At 73.2% G+C, this 15,144-nt stretch carries 12 protein-coding genes; 4 read left to right on the forward strand and 8 right to left on the reverse strand.

Annotation, left to right across the window (positions count from 1 at the left end):
• Nucleotides 1-50 precede the first annotated feature (50 nt).
• Both ACIA8R_RS05745 and ACIA8R_RS05750 read left to right on the forward strand, forming a co-directional pair.
• Nucleotides 51-1,538, forward strand: a complete 1,488-nt coding sequence (locus tag ACIA8R_RS05745) for a metallophosphoesterase (RefSeq protein WP_364089871.1) — start codon at nucleotides 51-53, stop codon at nucleotides 1,536-1,538.
• Nucleotides 1,539-1,553: 15 nt separating this feature from the next.
• Complete coding sequence (locus ACIA8R_RS05750) at nucleotides 1,554-3,128, forward strand: bifunctional 3'-5' exonuclease/DNA polymerase (RefSeq protein ID WP_397036782.1); 1,575 nt, start codon at nucleotides 1,554-1,556, stop codon at nucleotides 3,126-3,128.
• A gap of 13 nt (nucleotides 3,129-3,141) precedes the next feature.
• Here ACIA8R_RS05750 and ACIA8R_RS05755 read toward each other — a convergent pair whose 3' ends face one another.
• The 8 genes from ACIA8R_RS05755 to ACIA8R_RS05790 all read right to left on the reverse strand — a co-directional run bounded on the left by ACIA8R_RS05755 (nucleotide 3,142) and on the right by ACIA8R_RS05790 (nucleotide 13,136).
• The gene (locus ACIA8R_RS05755) at nucleotides 3,142-4,407 is read right to left on the reverse strand and encodes an MFS transporter (RefSeq protein ID WP_357698192.1); all 1,266 of its coding nucleotides are present in this window, start codon (nucleotides 4,405-4,407) and stop codon (nucleotides 3,142-3,144) included.
• 77 nt (nucleotides 4,408-4,484) lie between these two features.
• Nucleotides 4,485-5,300 (reverse strand): MOSC N-terminal beta barrel domain-containing protein, encoded by an 816-nt coding sequence (locus tag ACIA8R_RS05760; RefSeq protein WP_357698193.1) that lies wholly within the window; start codon nucleotides 5,298-5,300, stop codon nucleotides 4,485-4,487.
• 15 nt (nucleotides 5,301-5,315) lie between these two features.
• Nucleotides 5,316-6,506 carry a Cmx/CmrA family chloramphenicol efflux MFS transporter gene (locus ACIA8R_RS05765; RefSeq protein ID WP_397036784.1) on the reverse strand — a complete coding sequence of 397 codons (1,191 nt, stop codon included), beginning with the start codon at nucleotides 6,504-6,506 and terminating at the stop codon, nucleotides 5,316-5,318.
• 65 nt (nucleotides 6,507-6,571) lie between these two features.
• Nucleotides 6,572-7,144 (reverse strand): TetR/AcrR family transcriptional regulator, encoded by a 573-nt coding sequence (locus tag ACIA8R_RS05770; protein ID WP_364089861.1) that lies wholly within the window; start codon nucleotides 7,142-7,144, stop codon nucleotides 6,572-6,574.
• A gap of 48 nt (nucleotides 7,145-7,192) precedes the next feature.
• Complete coding sequence (locus ACIA8R_RS05775) at nucleotides 7,193-9,325, reverse strand: serine/threonine-protein kinase (protein ID WP_397036787.1); 2,133 nt, start codon at nucleotides 9,323-9,325, stop codon at nucleotides 7,193-7,195.
• Nucleotides 9,326-9,527: 202 nt separating this feature from the next.
• Complete coding sequence (locus ACIA8R_RS05780) at nucleotides 9,528-10,898, reverse strand: DUF1116 domain-containing protein (RefSeq protein WP_397036789.1); 1,371 nt, start codon at nucleotides 10,896-10,898, stop codon at nucleotides 9,528-9,530.
• Between the two features lie 55 nt (nucleotides 10,899-10,953).
• Nucleotides 10,954-12,207: an FdrA family protein gene (locus ACIA8R_RS05785; protein WP_397037327.1), complete on the reverse strand. Its 1,254-nt coding sequence runs from the start codon at nucleotides 12,205-12,207 to the stop codon at nucleotides 10,954-10,956.
• Nucleotides 12,208-12,287: 80 nt separating this feature from the next.
• Nucleotides 12,288-13,136: a DUF2877 domain-containing protein gene (locus ACIA8R_RS05790; RefSeq protein ID WP_397036791.1), complete on the reverse strand. Its 849-nt coding sequence runs from the start codon at nucleotides 13,134-13,136 to the stop codon at nucleotides 12,288-12,290.
• Nucleotides 13,137-13,266: 130 nt separating this feature from the next.
• On the opposite strand from ACIA8R_RS05790, the gene ACIA8R_RS05795 reads away from it, so the two are divergent.
• Together ACIA8R_RS05795 and ACIA8R_RS05800 are read left to right on the forward strand one after the other, a co-directional pair.
• Nucleotides 13,267-14,877 (forward strand): PucR family transcriptional regulator, encoded by a 1,611-nt coding sequence (locus tag ACIA8R_RS05795; RefSeq protein ID WP_397036793.1) that lies wholly within the window; start codon nucleotides 13,267-13,269, stop codon nucleotides 14,875-14,877.
• A gap of 11 nt (nucleotides 14,878-14,888) precedes the next feature.
• Nucleotides 14,889-15,098, forward strand: coding sequence for an RNA-binding S4 domain-containing protein (locus tag ACIA8R_RS05800; protein ID WP_352363868.1), 210 nt, complete (start codon nucleotides 14,889-14,891; stop codon nucleotides 15,096-15,098).
• Nucleotides 15,099-15,144: the final 46 nt, after the last annotated feature.

Below are 15,144 nucleotides of genomic sequence, written 5' to 3' on the forward strand. Positions count from 1 at the left end.
TACGGAGCGTGGAGTGTGCGCGAATGGAAGATGCCGGTAAAGATGTGGTCATGGTGGAAGTGGCGGCCGAGCGCGGGAAACAACATTCCTCACGGGTGTCGGAGGCGGGGGCCGGCTGGGGCTGTGCGGAACCGGGGACGTTCGCCCAGCTCAGGCCGGACAAGGGCGGATTCACCTGGTTGAATTTACGCACGCTCTGGTTGTCCAGGAACGAGATCCTGGCCGGCTTGTTCGGTGATCCTTCCGGGGAGGTGCGGGAACGGTGGATCGCGGCTCAGGAAGCGCGCGGGATAGATCCGGAATTTCGCATCCAGCCCGGCGTCGGGGGAAATTTCAATTTCCTGATCCTCGGCGACACCGGCGAGGGCGACGCCTCCCAGTACGCCGTCGTCCCCGGCATGCTGAGGCTGGGGGAGGACACGTCGTTCGCCGTCATCGCCAGCGACGTCATCTACCCGACGGGGTCGGGCAACGAGTACGGGAACAAGTTCTTCCGCCCGTACCAGGACTACGAGGCGCCGATCTACGCCATCCCCGGCAACCACGACTGGTACGACGGGCTCGGCGGCTTCATGCGGGTCTTCTGCGACGCCCCGCCACTCAAGCCCAAGCCGGACCGCGGGCTGCGCGGCCTGCTGTGGCGCAAGCCGGAGACGATCGACGAGGCGAAGCTGGCCGAGGCGCGCAAGCTACGGGGGCGGCCGGCCCAGCAGGCCGCGCAGCCGGCGTCGTACTGGGCGATCGAGAGCGACAGCCTGGTGATCGTGGGCGTGGACACCGGCATCAAGAACGTGATCGACAAGGCGCAGACGGCCTGGCTGCGCCGCGTCTCGCTCGACCCGCGGCCGAAGATCCTGGTGACCGGGAAGCCCATCTACACCGGCAACGTCCACAAGCCGTCACTGCTGGAGGAAGGCGGCACGATCGATGACATCGTGCGCGACCCGGCCCACCGGTACGTCGCGGCCATCGGCGGAGACGTGCACAACTACCAGCGCTATCCGGTCAAGGTGGGCGACCGGGTGATCCAGTACGTCGTGACCGGCGGCGGCGGCGCGTTCATGCACGCCACCCACATCATCGACAGGGTGGACGTCGCCGGCGTGGCCGAGGACGACTTCAAGTGCTACCCGCTGCGCGGCGACTCGCTGTCCTTCTACAGCCAGCTCTACGCCCGCCGGCTGCGGATGAAGTGGCTGCGCCTCACGCCCGAGGAGGCGGTGTGCATCATGTCGAGCCGGATCGGCAACCGGCCGGCCCGGCCGATCGAGGGCCAGGTCACGGTCACCCGGCGGATGCGCTGGGCGGCGCGGCTGCTCGGGGCCTGGCCGTGGCCGTTCAGGCTGCCGGTGGACAAGGTGTTCCACCGCTTCCTGTCGGAGCTGTCCGACTGGGACCACCCGCCGTTCTTCAAGCAGTTCCTGCACGTGTCGGTCACGCCCGACCGGCTGACCCTGCGGTGCTTCGCCGCCACCGGCTGCCTGGAGCAGGAGCTCCGGCCGCCGCTGGAGGACGAGGTGCACATCGGTTTGTCGTAGCTGTTTGGCACCCTTATGTGCGTGTATGTCGTGGTAGCGGGGGAGACGGTGCTCCCCGTCGGGGGAACGGCCCGGCGCGTGGCCGATCCGGCGTCCGCGGTGCGGGAGCTGGAGGCCGGGTCCGGGCCGCGGTGGGTCTGGGCCGACACGCGGGAGACATACCCGCCGCTGCTGGAGCGGGGCGTGCGGGTCGCGCGCTGCCACGACCTCGCGCTCACCGAGGGGCTCCTGCTCGCCCACGAGGGCCGCTACGGCGAGCCGCGCTCGGCGCGGGCCGCGCACGCCCGGCTGCACGGCCTGCCGGTGCCCGACGACCAGCCGAGCGTGTCCGGCACGCTGTTCGCGCCCGAGCCGCTGGGGGCCGAGGCGGTGGCCGAGGTGCTGGCCGAGCAGCTCCGCCGCATCGAGGCGCTGCCCGAGCCGGGCCGCTTCCGGCTGCTGGTCGCCGCCGAGTCCGCGGGCGCGCTGGTCGCGGCCGAGATGTCGGACGAGGGCATGCCCTGGCGCCGGGACGTGCACGACGCGCTGCTCACCGACATGCTCGGACCGCGTCCCGTGCACGGCATGCGCCCGGCCAAGCTGCAGGCGCTGGCCGACGAGGTGGCGGCGGCCCTCGGGCACCCGGTCAACCCCGACTCGGTGCAGCAGCTCGTCAAGGCGTTCAAGGGCGCGGGGGTGGCGCTGAAGACGACCCGGTCGTGGGAGCTGAAGAAGATCGAGCACCCGGCCGTCGCGCCGCTGCTGGCCTACAAGGAGCTGGCCCGGCTGTACAGCTTCCACGGCTGGGTCTGGGCCGACCAGTGGGTGCGCGGCGGGCGCTTCCGCCCCGAGTACGTCGTCGGCGGCGTGGTGTCCGGACGGTGGGCGACCAGCGGCGGCGGGGCGCTGCAGATCCCCAAGGTGATGCGCCGGGTCGTGGTGGCCGACGAGGGATGGACGCTGGTCGTCGCCGACGCGGCCCAGCTGGAGCCGAGGGTGCTGGCCGCGATGGCCGGCGACGGAGGGCTGGCCAGGGCGGCGGGGGAGATCGACCTCTACTCTGCGCTGGCCCGGTCGTTCGGAGGCGAGCGCGCCAATGCCAAGATCGCGATGCTGTCCGCCATGTACGGCGGCACCAGCGGCGACGCCTCCAAGCTGCTGGCCGTCATGCGGCAGCGCTTCCCGAAGGCGTACCAGTTCGTGGAGGACGCGGCCAAGGCGGGGGAAGAGGGGCGGCTGGTCCGGTCGTGGCTCGGGCGTACCAGCCCGCCGCCGTCCGGGCGGTGGAAGGAGCTCGTGTCCGGCCCGGAGGGCGGGCGGGCGGCCCGCGACCGGGGCAGGTTCACCAGGAACTTCGTGGTGCAGGGCACGGCGGCCGAATGGGCGCTGGCGCTGCTGGCGGTGCTGCGCGGGCTGCTGCCCGAGCCCGCCAGGCTGGTGTTCTTCCAGCACGACGAGGTCATGGTGCACTGCCCGCTGGAGCAGGCGGAGGAGGTGGCCGCGGCGGTGACGACGGCGGCGGCCGAGGCGAGCAGGCTGCTGTTCGGCTCCACCCCGGTGCGCTTCCCGATGGAGACCGTCGCCGTCGCCTGCTACGGCGACGCCAAGTGACCGTCCGGGCCGGTCAGGCGCGTTCGCGGTAGCGGGCCGAGGCCAGCCAGAGGCCGGACAGGGTGACCATGACGCCGACGACCAGGCCGAGCACGCCGTAGGACAGGATGCCCACGATGGCGCCCGCGATGATCGTCCCGGTGGCGCCGCAGACGTTCATGAGCAGGTCGGACAGGCCCTGCACGGCGGGACGGCGGTCGATCGGCACCGACTCGGTGACCAGCGCCGACCCGGCCACCAGCCCGCACGACCAGCCGAGCCCGAGCACGATCAGGGCGGTGGTCACCTGCCACACGCGGTGCCCGGCCGTGCCCGCCAGGACGGCCGCCGCGAGCAGCAGCGCCGAGCCGAGCAGCAGCACCGGCACCTTGCCCGCCCGGTCGGACAGCCAGCCCACGACCGGCGAGAGCATGTACATGCCGGCGATGTGCAGGCTGATCACCAGGCCGATGACGTTCAGGGTCGAGCCGTCGTGGTGGAGCTTCACGGGGGTCATCGACATGATCGAGACCATCGCGGTGTGCGAGACCGCGATCATGACCAGCGCGCGGCGGGCCATGGGAGTCTCGCGCAGCGTCCGCAGGCCCGTCCTGATCGTGCGATGGCGGCCGGGGCCGGGCTCCGGGGCGCCGTCCAGCTCGCGGGCCAGCTTGAGCGGGTCGGGACGCAGGCCGCCGATGATGATCACCAGCGCCACGGCGAACGCCAGCGCCGCGAACGCGAACGGCCCGGCCTTGGCCGCCAGCCCCGCCTGGATGCCCATCCGGTCGGCGGGCTCGGCCAGGTTGGGCCCGGCGACCGAGCCGACTGTCGAGGCCCACACCACCAGCGACAGGTGCCGGCCCGCGTGGCCCTGCGGCGACAGGTCGGTGGCCGAGTAGCGGGCGGCCAGGCTGCCCGCGCTGCCACCGCCGACCAGCACCAGCCCGGCCAGCAGCAGCGGCCAGTTCCCCAGGCTGATCGCGGCCACCGAGATCGCGCAGCCCGCCAGCGCCGCCAGGTAGGTCAGCGACAGGCCCGCCCGGCGTCCCCCCAGGGTCGACAGCCGCGCGGTCGGCAGCGCGAGCAGCGCCGCCCCGAGCACGGTCGCGGTCCCGGCGAACCCGCTGATCACGGTCGAGCCGGACAGCTCGTCGACGACCACCGAGCTGAGCGCCAGCCCGACGGCCACGCCCACACCGCCCACGATCTGCGCGGCGGACAGGACGACCAGGGTCCGGCGTTGGACGTTGACGAGGTCAGGCAGGGAGACGGGGGGTTTCGTGGGGGTGCTGGTCACCTGTGAAGTCTCGCATATACCCCGACATCACCCTAAAGAGGACAGGCATCCATTTCTCTTGGGAAAGGTGCCTTCTATCAGAAGATGGTGACGGAATCCCCCACGGTGATCGTGCCGGGGGCGTCCGGGATCAGGTTGATGCCGAACCAGACCTTGCCGTCCCACTTGCGGTGGCGGGACAGCGTCCTGATGGGCTCCTTGCCCTTGGCGTAGGTCGCGGTGTCGATCGTGGTCAGCACGCAACGGTCGCAGCCCTTGGTCACCCGGAAGGAGACCTCGCCGATGCGCAGCCGCCGCCACTCGTCCTCGGCGAACGGCCGTTCCGCCCCGTCGATCACCACGCTGGGCCGGAAGCGGCCCATGGGCAGGGGCGGCCGGACCTCCTCGCCGCGCTCGGCCGCCGTCTCGGCGATCCAGTCGTTGAGCCGGTCGAGGGACGCGGTCGTGGTCAGCAGCAGGGGGTAGCCGTCGGCCAGGCTCACCCGGTCGCCGGGCAGGCCGTACTCGGGGTTGACGGGACGGCGGGTCGGGTCGTCGAGCCAGGCCAGCCGCGCCGGACGGCCGATCAGGTCCGACAGCCAGCGGGCCGCGTCGTCGCCGCAGTCGGTGAGCTCGACCGGCGTGCGCCAGACGGTCACCGTGGTCAGGGTGTCGGTAGGGGTGACGCGCAGTGGGGGCGCGTGCGGGCCGGTCAGGGTGAGGGTGTCGCCGTCCAGCTCGGCCACGCAGGCCAGCAGCATCGGGTGCTCGCGGGCGGTCAGCAGGCCGCCCTGCCCGTCGGTCACCAGGTACCGCCGGTCGCCGGCCAGCCCCCACGGCTGCACCTCGGCCCGGTGGACGTCGTGTCCGGCGGTGGACTTGACGGGATAGAAGTGGATGCTCGCCAGTTCCATGGCCAGGACGGTACCTCACGGCCTCGGGACGGCCTCGGCCCGGTGGGCCGCGGCGACCGGCTCCCGGCGCGTACGGGCGGACAGAGCCACCGTGCCCAGGGCCGCGACGCCGAGCACGGCCCCGATCCAGCCCACGGACGGGTACCCGGCGCCCGCCCCGATGGCCAGCCCGCCGAGCCACGGGCCGACGGTGATGCCGACGTTGAAGGCGGAGACGTTCATCGCGGCGGCCATCGTGGGGGCGTCCTTGGCCAGGGTGAAGGCGCGGGTGTTCAGCGTCGGGTTGGTGGCGAAGCCGAACGCCCCGAGCAGCACGATCAGCGGGACGGCCAGCACCGCGACCGGCGCCGCCAGAGCCAGCAGGACCGAGGTCACGACCAGGCCGGCGATCCCCGCGTACAGGGTCGGGAACGGGCGCGCGTCGGCGGTGCGCCCGCCGATGGTGATGCCGATCGTCGCGCCGACGCCGTACAGGGCCAGGACGGCGGGCACCCAGGCCGCCTCCATGCCCGTGGTGTCCACCAGCATCGCGCTCAGGTAGCTGAAGGAGACCAGCAGCGCGCCGGTCGCCAGCGAGGTGGTGGCGAGGGCGATCCACAGGCGCGGGTTCAGCGTCGAGCGCAGTTCGTCGGCGATGCGCGGCGCGTTCTCCCGCTCCGGCCGGCCGCCGGGGATCGTGGCCAGAACGCCCACGGCCGCCAGCGCCGACAGCGCGGCCACGGCCCAGAACGCGGCGCGCCAGCCGAGGTGCTGGCCGATGACCGTGCCCAGGGACAGCCCGAGGACGGTGGCCACGGTCAGCCCGCCCACCAGCACGCTCATGGCCTTGCCCCTGGCGTTCGGCGGCACCAGGCCGATCGCCGTGGAGGCCGCGACCGCCCAGAACCCGGCGTAGACGACCGCGCCCGCCACGCGGGTGGCGAACAGCAGGCCGTAGCTCGACGTCAGGGCCCCGGCCACGTGCGTCAGCGTGAAGACCAGCATGAACGTCAGCAACGCCGTACGGCGCGGCCACCGCAACGTGACCACGGCCAGCACCGGCGCCCCCACCAGCATCCCGATCGCGAACGCCGAGATCAGCAGTCCCGCGTCCGGGACGGACACGCCGAGGTCGGCGGCCATCTCCGGCAGCAGTCCGGCCAGCATCAACTCCGAGGTGCCCTGGGCGAAGATCGCCAACCCCAGGATGAACACCGCCAAAGGCATGATCGACACTCCTGTTTTAGAACGTTCAGTACAAAATTCGAGCATCAAAAGAGAACGGCGCGAGGTCAGAAAGCGGTCAGCGCGGTCGTGGCGATGGATTCGAGCACCGCCCGCCCGGCCCCGCCCCTGGCCGCGACGCGCAAGCCGCTGACCGTGGCCACGACGAAGTGCGCCAGCGCCAGGGCGTCCTTGCCGGCGTCGATCTCGCCGAGGGCCCGCCCGCGCTCGATCGCGCCCCGCAGCGCCTCCACCCGTCGCTCGCCGTCGCGGCGCAGCAGGGCGGCGATGCCGGGATCGTGCGGGGCCACCTCCACCAGGGCGTTGACCACCAGGCAGCCGGCCGGGTCGCCGGCCTCCGGGTCGACCGCCTGCCACAGCACGGTCCGGATCTTCTCCACGACCGGCAGGCCGGAGTCCATGAGCTCGATCAGCGCGGACGTGCGCTCCTCGTGGTAGCGGCGAAGGGCCCGCTCGTAGAGGTCGCGCTTGCTCGCGAAGGTGTTGTAGATGCTGCTGCGGCCGAGGCCGGTGGCCGCGCACAGGTCCTGGGTCGAGGTGCCTTCGTAGCCCGCGTCCCAGAACGCGCGCATGGCTGCCTCGACGGCGCGGTCCTCCTCGAACGTGCGTGGTCGTGCCATGACGAGCACGCTAGCACGTTTTGGACTGATCGATACAAATATGGGGGGTCAGGTGGTCTGGCGGAACGTGTCCAGGAACACCTTGCGGGCCTCGGCCTGGTCGTCCCACTTCAGCTCGGGCATATCGAACGAGATCGTGAAGGCGGTCTTGTCGTCGAGCGTGACGTACCGGGTCAGGGCGTGCATCGGGACGCCGTCCGCTGAGGTGTAGGTGTACTCCCAGTCGGCGGCCTTCCAGCCCCGGTAGTCCGTGGCCTGGAGCTGCACCTGGATGTAGCCCTCCACGCCGCCGTCGGCCTCGCGCCGGCTCAGCTCGGCGAGCCCGTCGGCCTGCGGGGCGGCCTGCTCGACCGTGATCCGCGTGCCGGAGTCCTTGGGGCCGGTGAACGTGGCCGCGTCCCCCGAGGTGGCGAGCTTCCAGCCGTCCGGCGCCGCCGCCGCGAAGCCGGGCGCGGTGTGCTCCTTGTAGCCGTCGGGCACCGGCGACGGTCCGGCCTTGCTCGGCGCCGCGCTCGCGGAGGCGCCCGGCGACGCGCCGGGCGAGACCTGGGGCGAGCCGCCGGACAGGATGACCACGATCGCGCCGATCACCACGGCCACGCCCGCGACCGCGCCGGCGATCAGCAGCGGCGTGGGCCTGCCGTTACGCGTCCAGGGGCCGCCGCCCTCCTGGGCCCGGCGGCGGCTCGTGCCGGAACGCGAGGAGCCGGAGCGCGAGGGACCGGTCCGTGCGGAGCCGGTTCGCGTCGAGCCGGTGCGTGTGGAGCCGGTCCGCGACTGGCCGGTGCGCGTGGCGTCCGAGCGCGGCGAGGAGCCGGGCAGGGTCGCCAGGCGGCTGTGGCTGATGTCGTGCGACAGGTCGCGCGAGTGCTCGCGCAGGTCGTCGGCCGAGGCCAGTGGCCACGGGGCCGAGGTCGCCGCCGCCCTGCTGTCCGAGGTCAGCGGCAGGATCGGCTGCGGCGCGGGCGGGACGGGCGCGTCGAGGTCGTCGGGGTCGTCGGCGGGCGGCTCCATCCGGTGCGGCCCCGAGGGGCCGCCGAAGGCGTCGAAGCCGCCGGCCGGGGACGGGAGCTGGTCGGTGCGATGGCTGCCCGACGGGCTCGACAGCCCGTCGTAGGGCGGCATCGCGTACCCGCCCGCCGGGCCGGCCAGCGGGTCGTACGGCACCCGCACCGGCCCCGAAGGGGTCTCCACGATGCGCGACGGCATCGGCCCGGACGGGAACTCCAGCGGCGGCATCAGCCCCAGCGGCGTCTGGTCCGGCTCGCCCGGCAGCGTCTCGACCGGGCGCGGCCGGGCCGAGCCGTGAGCGCGCAGCACCGCTTCGAGCATCTCGGCGACCTGCTCGGAGGTGAGTCGTTCGGCCGGGTTCTTGCGCAGCAGGCCCTCGATCACCGGCAGCAGCGACCCGGCCCGCTGCGGCCTGACCGGCTCCTGGGTGAGCACCGCGCCCAGCACGGCGATCGCGTCCGGCCCCTCGTACGGCGGCCGCCCCTCCACGGCCGCGTACAGCGTCGCGCCGAAGGACCACAGGTCGGCCGCCTGCCCGATCGGCTGACCGGACAGCCGCTCCGGCGGCACGTACGCGGGCGAGCCCATGAGCAGCCCGGTCTGCGTGATCGTCACGTCGCCCTCGATGGCGGCGATGCCGAAGTCGGTCAGCACCACCCGGTCCGAGGTCAGCAGCACGTTGCCCGGCTTGATGTCGCGGTGCAGGATGCCGGACGCGTGCGCGTGCCGGAGGGCGTCGAGCACACGGATGCCGATCTCGGCGGCCTGGATCACCGGCAGCGGCCCGCTCTGCCGTACGGCCTGCTCCAGCGACCAGGCGCGGACCAGTTCCATCACGATCCACGGACGGCCGTCCTCCTCGACGACGTCGTGGACGGTGACGATGCCCGGATGCGTCAGCCGCGCGGCCGACCTGGCCTCGCGCAGCATGCGCCGGTGCGCCATCTGCGTGCCCGCCTGATCCAGCCCGTACGGCAGGATCAGCTCCTTCACCGCCACGTCCCGGTCGAGCAGCACGTCGTGGGCGTGCCACACCATCCCCATGCCGCCCCTGCCGACCGGCGACATCAACCGGTAACGCCTGCCGACCAGACGCCCCTGGCTCTGCGGGTCACCCCCCGGTGCACCCTGGTCCGGGCCGGGCCCGCCGAGCAAGCGGTCGGCTGCCATCTTGCCGCCCCCATTCAGCCTCATCTGTCACATCAGAGCGTGACCACTTCGTGCGGTAGATCGCCGTACGCGACACCGTGCGCCATGCGCTACTTGCAGATTATGAGGTTCGCCACGATATCGGCGGAAAATCGGTAATGGAAGGCGATGGCCCTTTACAGCCGTCCTGACCTGCCGATATACGGCTTTTCAAACTGATCACTTACTCAGCGGCGAGCGCGATCAAGGCGCTGGTGAACGCCTGTGCGGGCGGCTCGACCAGCCCCGCGCCGACCTGACCGGTGCCCGCCACCCGCCCGGCGATACCGGTGTTGACGACCGGCAGAATGCCCGTCCTCGCGACGAGCGTCACGTCGATGCCGACGGGCGTGCCGCGGAATCCGAGCCCGGGAATCTGGTAGGCGGGGTGCTCGGCGAGCGTGATCTCGTACATCGAGCGGGTGGCCCGTACCGCGTCGGCGACCTCGCCGCCGACGAAGCGCACGATCGCGGGGGCGGCGGCCATCGCGAAGCCGCCCAGCCCGGAGGTCTCGGTGATCGTGGAGTCGCCGATGTCGGGGTTGGCGTCCTGAGGGCCGTACGCGCCGAGGTAGAGCCCGTCCGGCACCCCGGCGGGGCCGGTGAACCAGCGTCCGCCGAGCCCGGAGACCTGCACGCCGAAGTCGGTGCCGTTCCTGGCCATGGCCACGACCAGCGACGAGCCGGGGATGTCACGGGCGGCGTCCGTGCTCACCTTGCCCGCGGCCATGCCCGCGTTGAGGAAGAAGTGGTCGTTGCCGTTGATGAAGCGCAGCACCTGCGCCGCCTGCGCGGGCGCGGCCTCGACGACGGCCGGGGCCAGCTCGCGCAGCAGCAGGGAGGTGGCCGCGCGGTTGCGGTTGTGCAGCTCGTCGCCCATCTGCAGGGCCTGGGCGATCAGCGAGCGCAGGTCCACCGGGCCGGTACGGGCCAGCGTCGCCGCCAGGACCGGGCCGAGCACCTCGTCCATCCAGCGCAGCCGGTCGAGCACCTCGGGGTCGTACGCGCCGTACCTGAGCACCTTGCCCAGGCCCTCGTTCAGCGAGCAGTAGGCGGTGCCGCCGTGCTCCTCGTCGCGCACCTCCAGCAGCCACATCGACGGGCTCACCACGCCCGCCATCGGCCCCACCGTGGCGTGCTCGTGGCACGGCCGCAGGGCGACCGCGCCCGCCGCCAGCCCGGCCTCGGCCTCCCGCTCGTCGCCGGCCAGGCCCTCCAGCAACATCGCGCCGATCAGCGCGCCGCGCATCGGGCCCGAGGCGCGTTCCCACTCGATCGGCGGCCCGGCGTGCAGGAACGCGCCCACGGGCAGCACCTCGGCGGCCCGCCGCAGGCCCACCAGGTACGGCCGCGCGCCGGTGAGCCTGCGCACGGCCAGCTCGTTGGCGGCCGTCCTGCGCGGGTCGGCCAGCACCTTGGCCAGGGCGTCGGCGGTGCCGGGCAGCGGCGGACGCCAGGCGACGGGCGTCGTCGGCACGGCCTGGGCCGCCAGCGCCTCGTCGAGCAGCCCCGCGCCGACGGTGATCACCCGCGGCGGCCCCGACAACAGGCTCACGACACCCTCCCGGCGACACGGCGAACGGCAACGGACGGAACCAGGGCGGTGGGGGTCACAGGAGGCTCCGGGCGTGTCGGGCGGCCTCGGCGTTGGAGACGAACACGGCCGCCCCGGCCCCGCGCAGCGCGGCGGCCTGCCGGTGCAGGTCCTGCGGGTCGCCCGCGCTGCCGACGAGGGCCACCACGACGGTGGCGGGCGTACGGGCGACGGCCGGCGCCAGCGACGCCGCCGGGTCGGGGTCGGCGACGTGGCCGAGCACGACGTCCAGGAGCACCACCTCGTCCGCCCGGACGCGTGACAGGGCCTCCAGGCGCAGCGTCGGGTCGATCATCGGGTGCGCCCTGCCCCTGGTGTAGGCGTCGTCCCCGAAGTCGGTGAACTCGCCGGGCCCGGCGAGGACGGCGGCCTCCGCGCACAGCGTGCCGCCCGCGTACAGCCCCCTGACGCTCCGCGGCTCCCCGCGCAGCGCCCCCGGCCACGACGGCCACTCGGGCACGCTCCGGCCCAGGGCCCGCAGCGTCCGCGCGGCGGCCTCGGTGAGGTCGGTCTCCGGCAGCATCGCCTCCACCACCGGCGTGTGCATCCCGGCGGCCACCTCCCGGACGGCCCGCGCCACCGCCGGGTCCGGCGGCTTGCCGACCAGCACGACCAGCTCGGTGGCCGGATCGTCGTCGAGCAGCCGCAGCGCGCGCATCGTGGACAGCCCGCCGACCTCGGCCGACAGATCCCTGCCGCCCACGCCGATGATGTGGCTGACGCCCGCCTCCGCCCAGTCGAGCAGGCACGACACCTGCTGGGCGCCCGTGCCGGAGGCGGCGACCAGGCCGACGGGCCCCGGCCGCAGCACGTTGGCGAAGCCGAGCCCGACGCCCGCGACCACTGCGGTGCCGCAGTCGGGCCCCATGACCAGGACGCCGCGCTCCTCGGCCAGCTCCTTGAGCCACCGCTCCTGGGCCGGGGGCACGCCGTCGCTGAAGATCATCACCGGCAGCCCGGCCTCGACGGCGTCGTACGCCTCGCAGAAGGCGTGCTCGCCGGGCACGGACACCAGGACCAGGTCGGCCGGCGTCCTGGCGGCCGATCGGGTGGTGCGCGGCGGCTGCTCCCCGGCGGTGGTCGTACCGGCGGCGGTCCGGGCGGCCAGGCGGGCGTCCAGCTCCTCGACGGCCCGCGCGGGGTCGCCGCCGCGGACGGCGATCAGCAGGTCGCCGGGCCCCGCGGGCGGGGGCGTGAACCCGAGGTCGCGCACGATGGCGAGGTTGAGCTCGGTGGCCATGGCCACCATCGCCACCTCCACGCCCGGCATTTCGGTCAACGTACGACTTATTCGCATCAGGGTGACTGAGTCGTGGTACGTCCCTTTTCGGAGCTGGATCAGGTCGTCGCTCACCGGCGCCCGCTCAACGCCCGGACCGAGTCCAGCCCGATCGAGATGCCCTGCGCGAGATCGGCGCCCGAGGTGTGGCCCAGCCGGTGCAGCCGCCGCAACGCCGGTTCGAGCGCCTGCCTGCCCGCGATGCCGCGCAGCACGCCGGTCACCTCCGGGCTGGCCTCGCCCCTGGCCGCGCAGTGCAGCAGCGTCGCCGAGATCGGCGTCGTACGGGTGCGCGCGTCGAAGGTGACGGTGGCCGCGAGCCAGTCGGCCAGCCAGACCGCCCGTTCCGTGCCGGTCGCCGCGCCGAGGTGCCTCAGCGTCACCAGCAGCCCGGCCAGCACGTCGTCGCCGCTCGGCGTGAGCCCGGGACCGAGCCCCACGAGCCGTTCCGCCGCCGTCACCGCGCCCAGCAGCCGGGCCTGCGCGCAGCTGCTCGCCAGCAGCTCGACCGCGTCGTTCCCGGCCAGGCCGGGCCGTCCCGGGCCGTCCAGGACGATGCCGGCCAGGCTGAGCGGGTCCACCGGGCCCAGCGCGGGAGCCGGGTCCCACCAGCGGCGTACGCCGAGGCTCAGCGAGCCCAGCTCGACGCCGCGGTCGCCCACGGAGGCGTCGTCACCCACGGTGACATGGGGGAGCGGCGTGGCCATCAGCACCGAGTTGGGCAGCCGGGCCGCCTCGCCGGTGATGAGGGCGATCACCGACGGCTCGCAGTCGGTCCTGACCTCCAGGTATATCCCCGCCGCGAACGCCGCGAGCACCCGGGCCGGGCTGCGCGGCCCCTCCAGCACGGGACGCACGGCGGTGCTCGCCGCGCCCGTCACGCGGACGCGGGAACGCCGCGCATGAGTACTGACGGTCACCGAACCTCCCATCGGACCCTGGTCCTGACCGTAGAACGGCCGGAGAACCCTCCGTACGGAGAAATTTGCCAACAGTCAGCGGGAAGGTTGGCTCTTCCTGACAGACCACCTGTGGAGTCACAATCACCACATGGAGCCCCCCGTGCGTCTGGCCAGCACCGGAACGATCATCCACGGCGTCTCCGTCGGAGAGGTGCTCGGCGTCTCGACACTGGCCGAGGCCAGGCTGATCGCGGGGGAGAGCGGGCTCGGACGCATCGTGCAGCGGCTCAACGTCATGGAGGTGCCCGACATCCTGGCCTGGGTCAAGCCGCACGAGCTGCTGCTGACCACCGGCTACCCGCTACGCAACACGCCGCAGTCGCTCGGCCGCCTGGTCGCCGACCTGGACGAGCGCGGCCTGGCCGCCCTGGCGATCAAACTCGGCCGGTACGTGGACGAGCTGCCCGCCGAGATGACCGAGCAGGCCGACCGGCTCGGCTTCCCGCTCATCCTGCTGCCCAACGACGTCGGCTTCGACGACATCCTCAACCAGGTGCTCACCGACATACTCAACCGCCAGGCCGCCGTCCTCGCCCGCGCCGAGGAGGCGCACCGGGCGCTGGTCCACGTGGTGCTGGCCGGCGGCGGGCTGAACGAGGTCGCCGCCGAGGTGGCCCAGCTCCTCGACGTGGCCGTGGCCGCCGTCGACGGCTCCGGCCGGGTCCTGGCCACCGCCGGGGCGGCCGAGCACGTCGCCGCGCTGCGCGAGTCGATCTCCCGCGAGGGCCCGCCGCCCGCGCGGACCGCTGACGCGTCCGGGCGCGGCAGGGCGTTCGCCTCGGCCCCCGTGCTGGCCGGCGGTCACCACCACGGCCGGATCATCGCCTACAGCGCCACCGGCGCGATCAGGGACAGCGACATCGGCATCCTCGAACGCGCCGCGACCGTCGCCGCGCTGGTGGTGACCCGGCAGGAGGCGGTCAACGCCGTCGAGAGCAAGTACCGGGCCGACTTCCTGCGCGACGTGCTCACCGGCCGGGCCGGGACGGCCGAGCGGGTCAACGCCAGGGCCAGGGCGTTCGGCTGGGACCTGGCGCGGCCGGTGATCGTGCTGGTGGCCGAGCTCGACCCCGACGGCGACGAGCGCAGCGCCCAGGACCGGCTGGTGTCCTGCTGGACGGCGGCCGTCCGGCGGCACGACCCGCGCGGCGCGGTGGCCGGGTTCTCGCACGAGGTCGTCGCCGTGGTGGACGCCTCGCTCGACGCCGCCAGGGTGGCCAAGGACGCGGCCTCGGCGTTCGCCGACGTGCCGCCCGCGACGTTCTCGACCGGGACCTCGCGGCCGAGCCCGGGGGCCGGGACGCTGCCGGAGGCGTACTCGCAGGCGCTGAAGGCGGCCCGGGTGGGCCGGCAGCTCCACGGGCCCGGCGCGGTCGCGCACTTCGACCAGCTCGGCGTCTACCGGCTGCTGTCGCTGGTGAACGACACCGGCGAGCTGCACGCGTTCGTCCGCGAGACGCTGGGCCCGCTGGCCTGGGACGAGGACGCCGAGAACGCCGACCTGCGGCGCACCCTCCAGGTGCTCCTGGAGACCAATCTCAACGTCGCCGAGACCGCCCGCAGGCTGCACTTCCACTACAACACGCTGCGCTACCGGATCGGGAAGCTGGAACGCCTGCTCGGCAACTTCACCGACGACCCCCACCTGCGGCTCAACCTGACCCTGGCCCTGCACGTGCTGCGCATGCGCGGCATCTAGGCTTGGGGCTCGTGGATCTGGATTTCGAACTGCGTTCCGAGTACATCCCGCTGTGCGACCTGCTGAAGTACTGCGGGGTCACCGAGACCGGCGGCATGGCCAAACATCTCATCGCCGAGGGCCTGGTCCAGGTCGACGGCGAGGTCGAGCTGCGGAAGACGGCCAAGATCCGCACGGGCCAGGTGGTCAGCGGCGACGGGTTCACGATCCACGTGCAATAACGGCCCGCCGTATCCGGATGGTCGCGACACCCCTTATTGTGCTCTC

The sequence above is a fragment of the Nonomuraea sp. NPDC051191 genome, from assembly GCF_044455665.1.
Taxonomy (GTDB): domain Bacteria; phylum Actinomycetota; class Actinomycetes; order Streptosporangiales; family Streptosporangiaceae; genus Nonomuraea.

Excerpts from the sequence above, each read along its gene's own strand:
- ACIA8R_RS05775 (WP_397036787.1), bottom strand. The coding sequence starts at position 9,325 with ATGGCAGCCGACCGCTTGCTCGGCGGGCCCGGCCCGGACCAGGGTGCA.
- ACIA8R_RS05770 (WP_364089861.1), bottom strand. The coding sequence starts at position 7,144 with ATGGCACGACCACGCACGTTCGAGGAGGACCGCGCCGTCGAGGCAGCC.
- ACIA8R_RS05795 (WP_397036793.1), top strand. The coding sequence starts at position 13,267 with ATGGAGCCCCCCGTGCGTCTGGCCAGCACCGGAACGATCATCCACGGC.
- ACIA8R_RS05745 (WP_364089871.1), top strand. The coding sequence starts at position 51 with ATGGTGGAAGTGGCGGCCGAGCGCGGGAAACAACATTCCTCACGGGTG.
- ACIA8R_RS05765 (WP_397036784.1), bottom strand. The coding sequence starts at position 6,506 with ATGCCTTTGGCGGTGTTCATCCTGGGGTTGGCGATCTTCGCCCAGGGC.
- ACIA8R_RS05750 (WP_397036782.1), top strand. The coding sequence starts at position 1,554 with ATGTGCGTGTATGTCGTGGTAGCGGGGGAGACGGTGCTCCCCGTCGGG.
- ACIA8R_RS05785 (WP_397037327.1), bottom strand. The coding sequence starts at position 12,207 with ATGCCGGGCGTGGAGGTGGCGATGGTGGCCATGGCCACCGAGCTCAAC.
- ACIA8R_RS05760 (WP_357698193.1), bottom strand. The coding sequence starts at position 5,300 with ATGGAACTGGCGAGCATCCACTTCTATCCCGTCAAGTCCACCGCCGGA.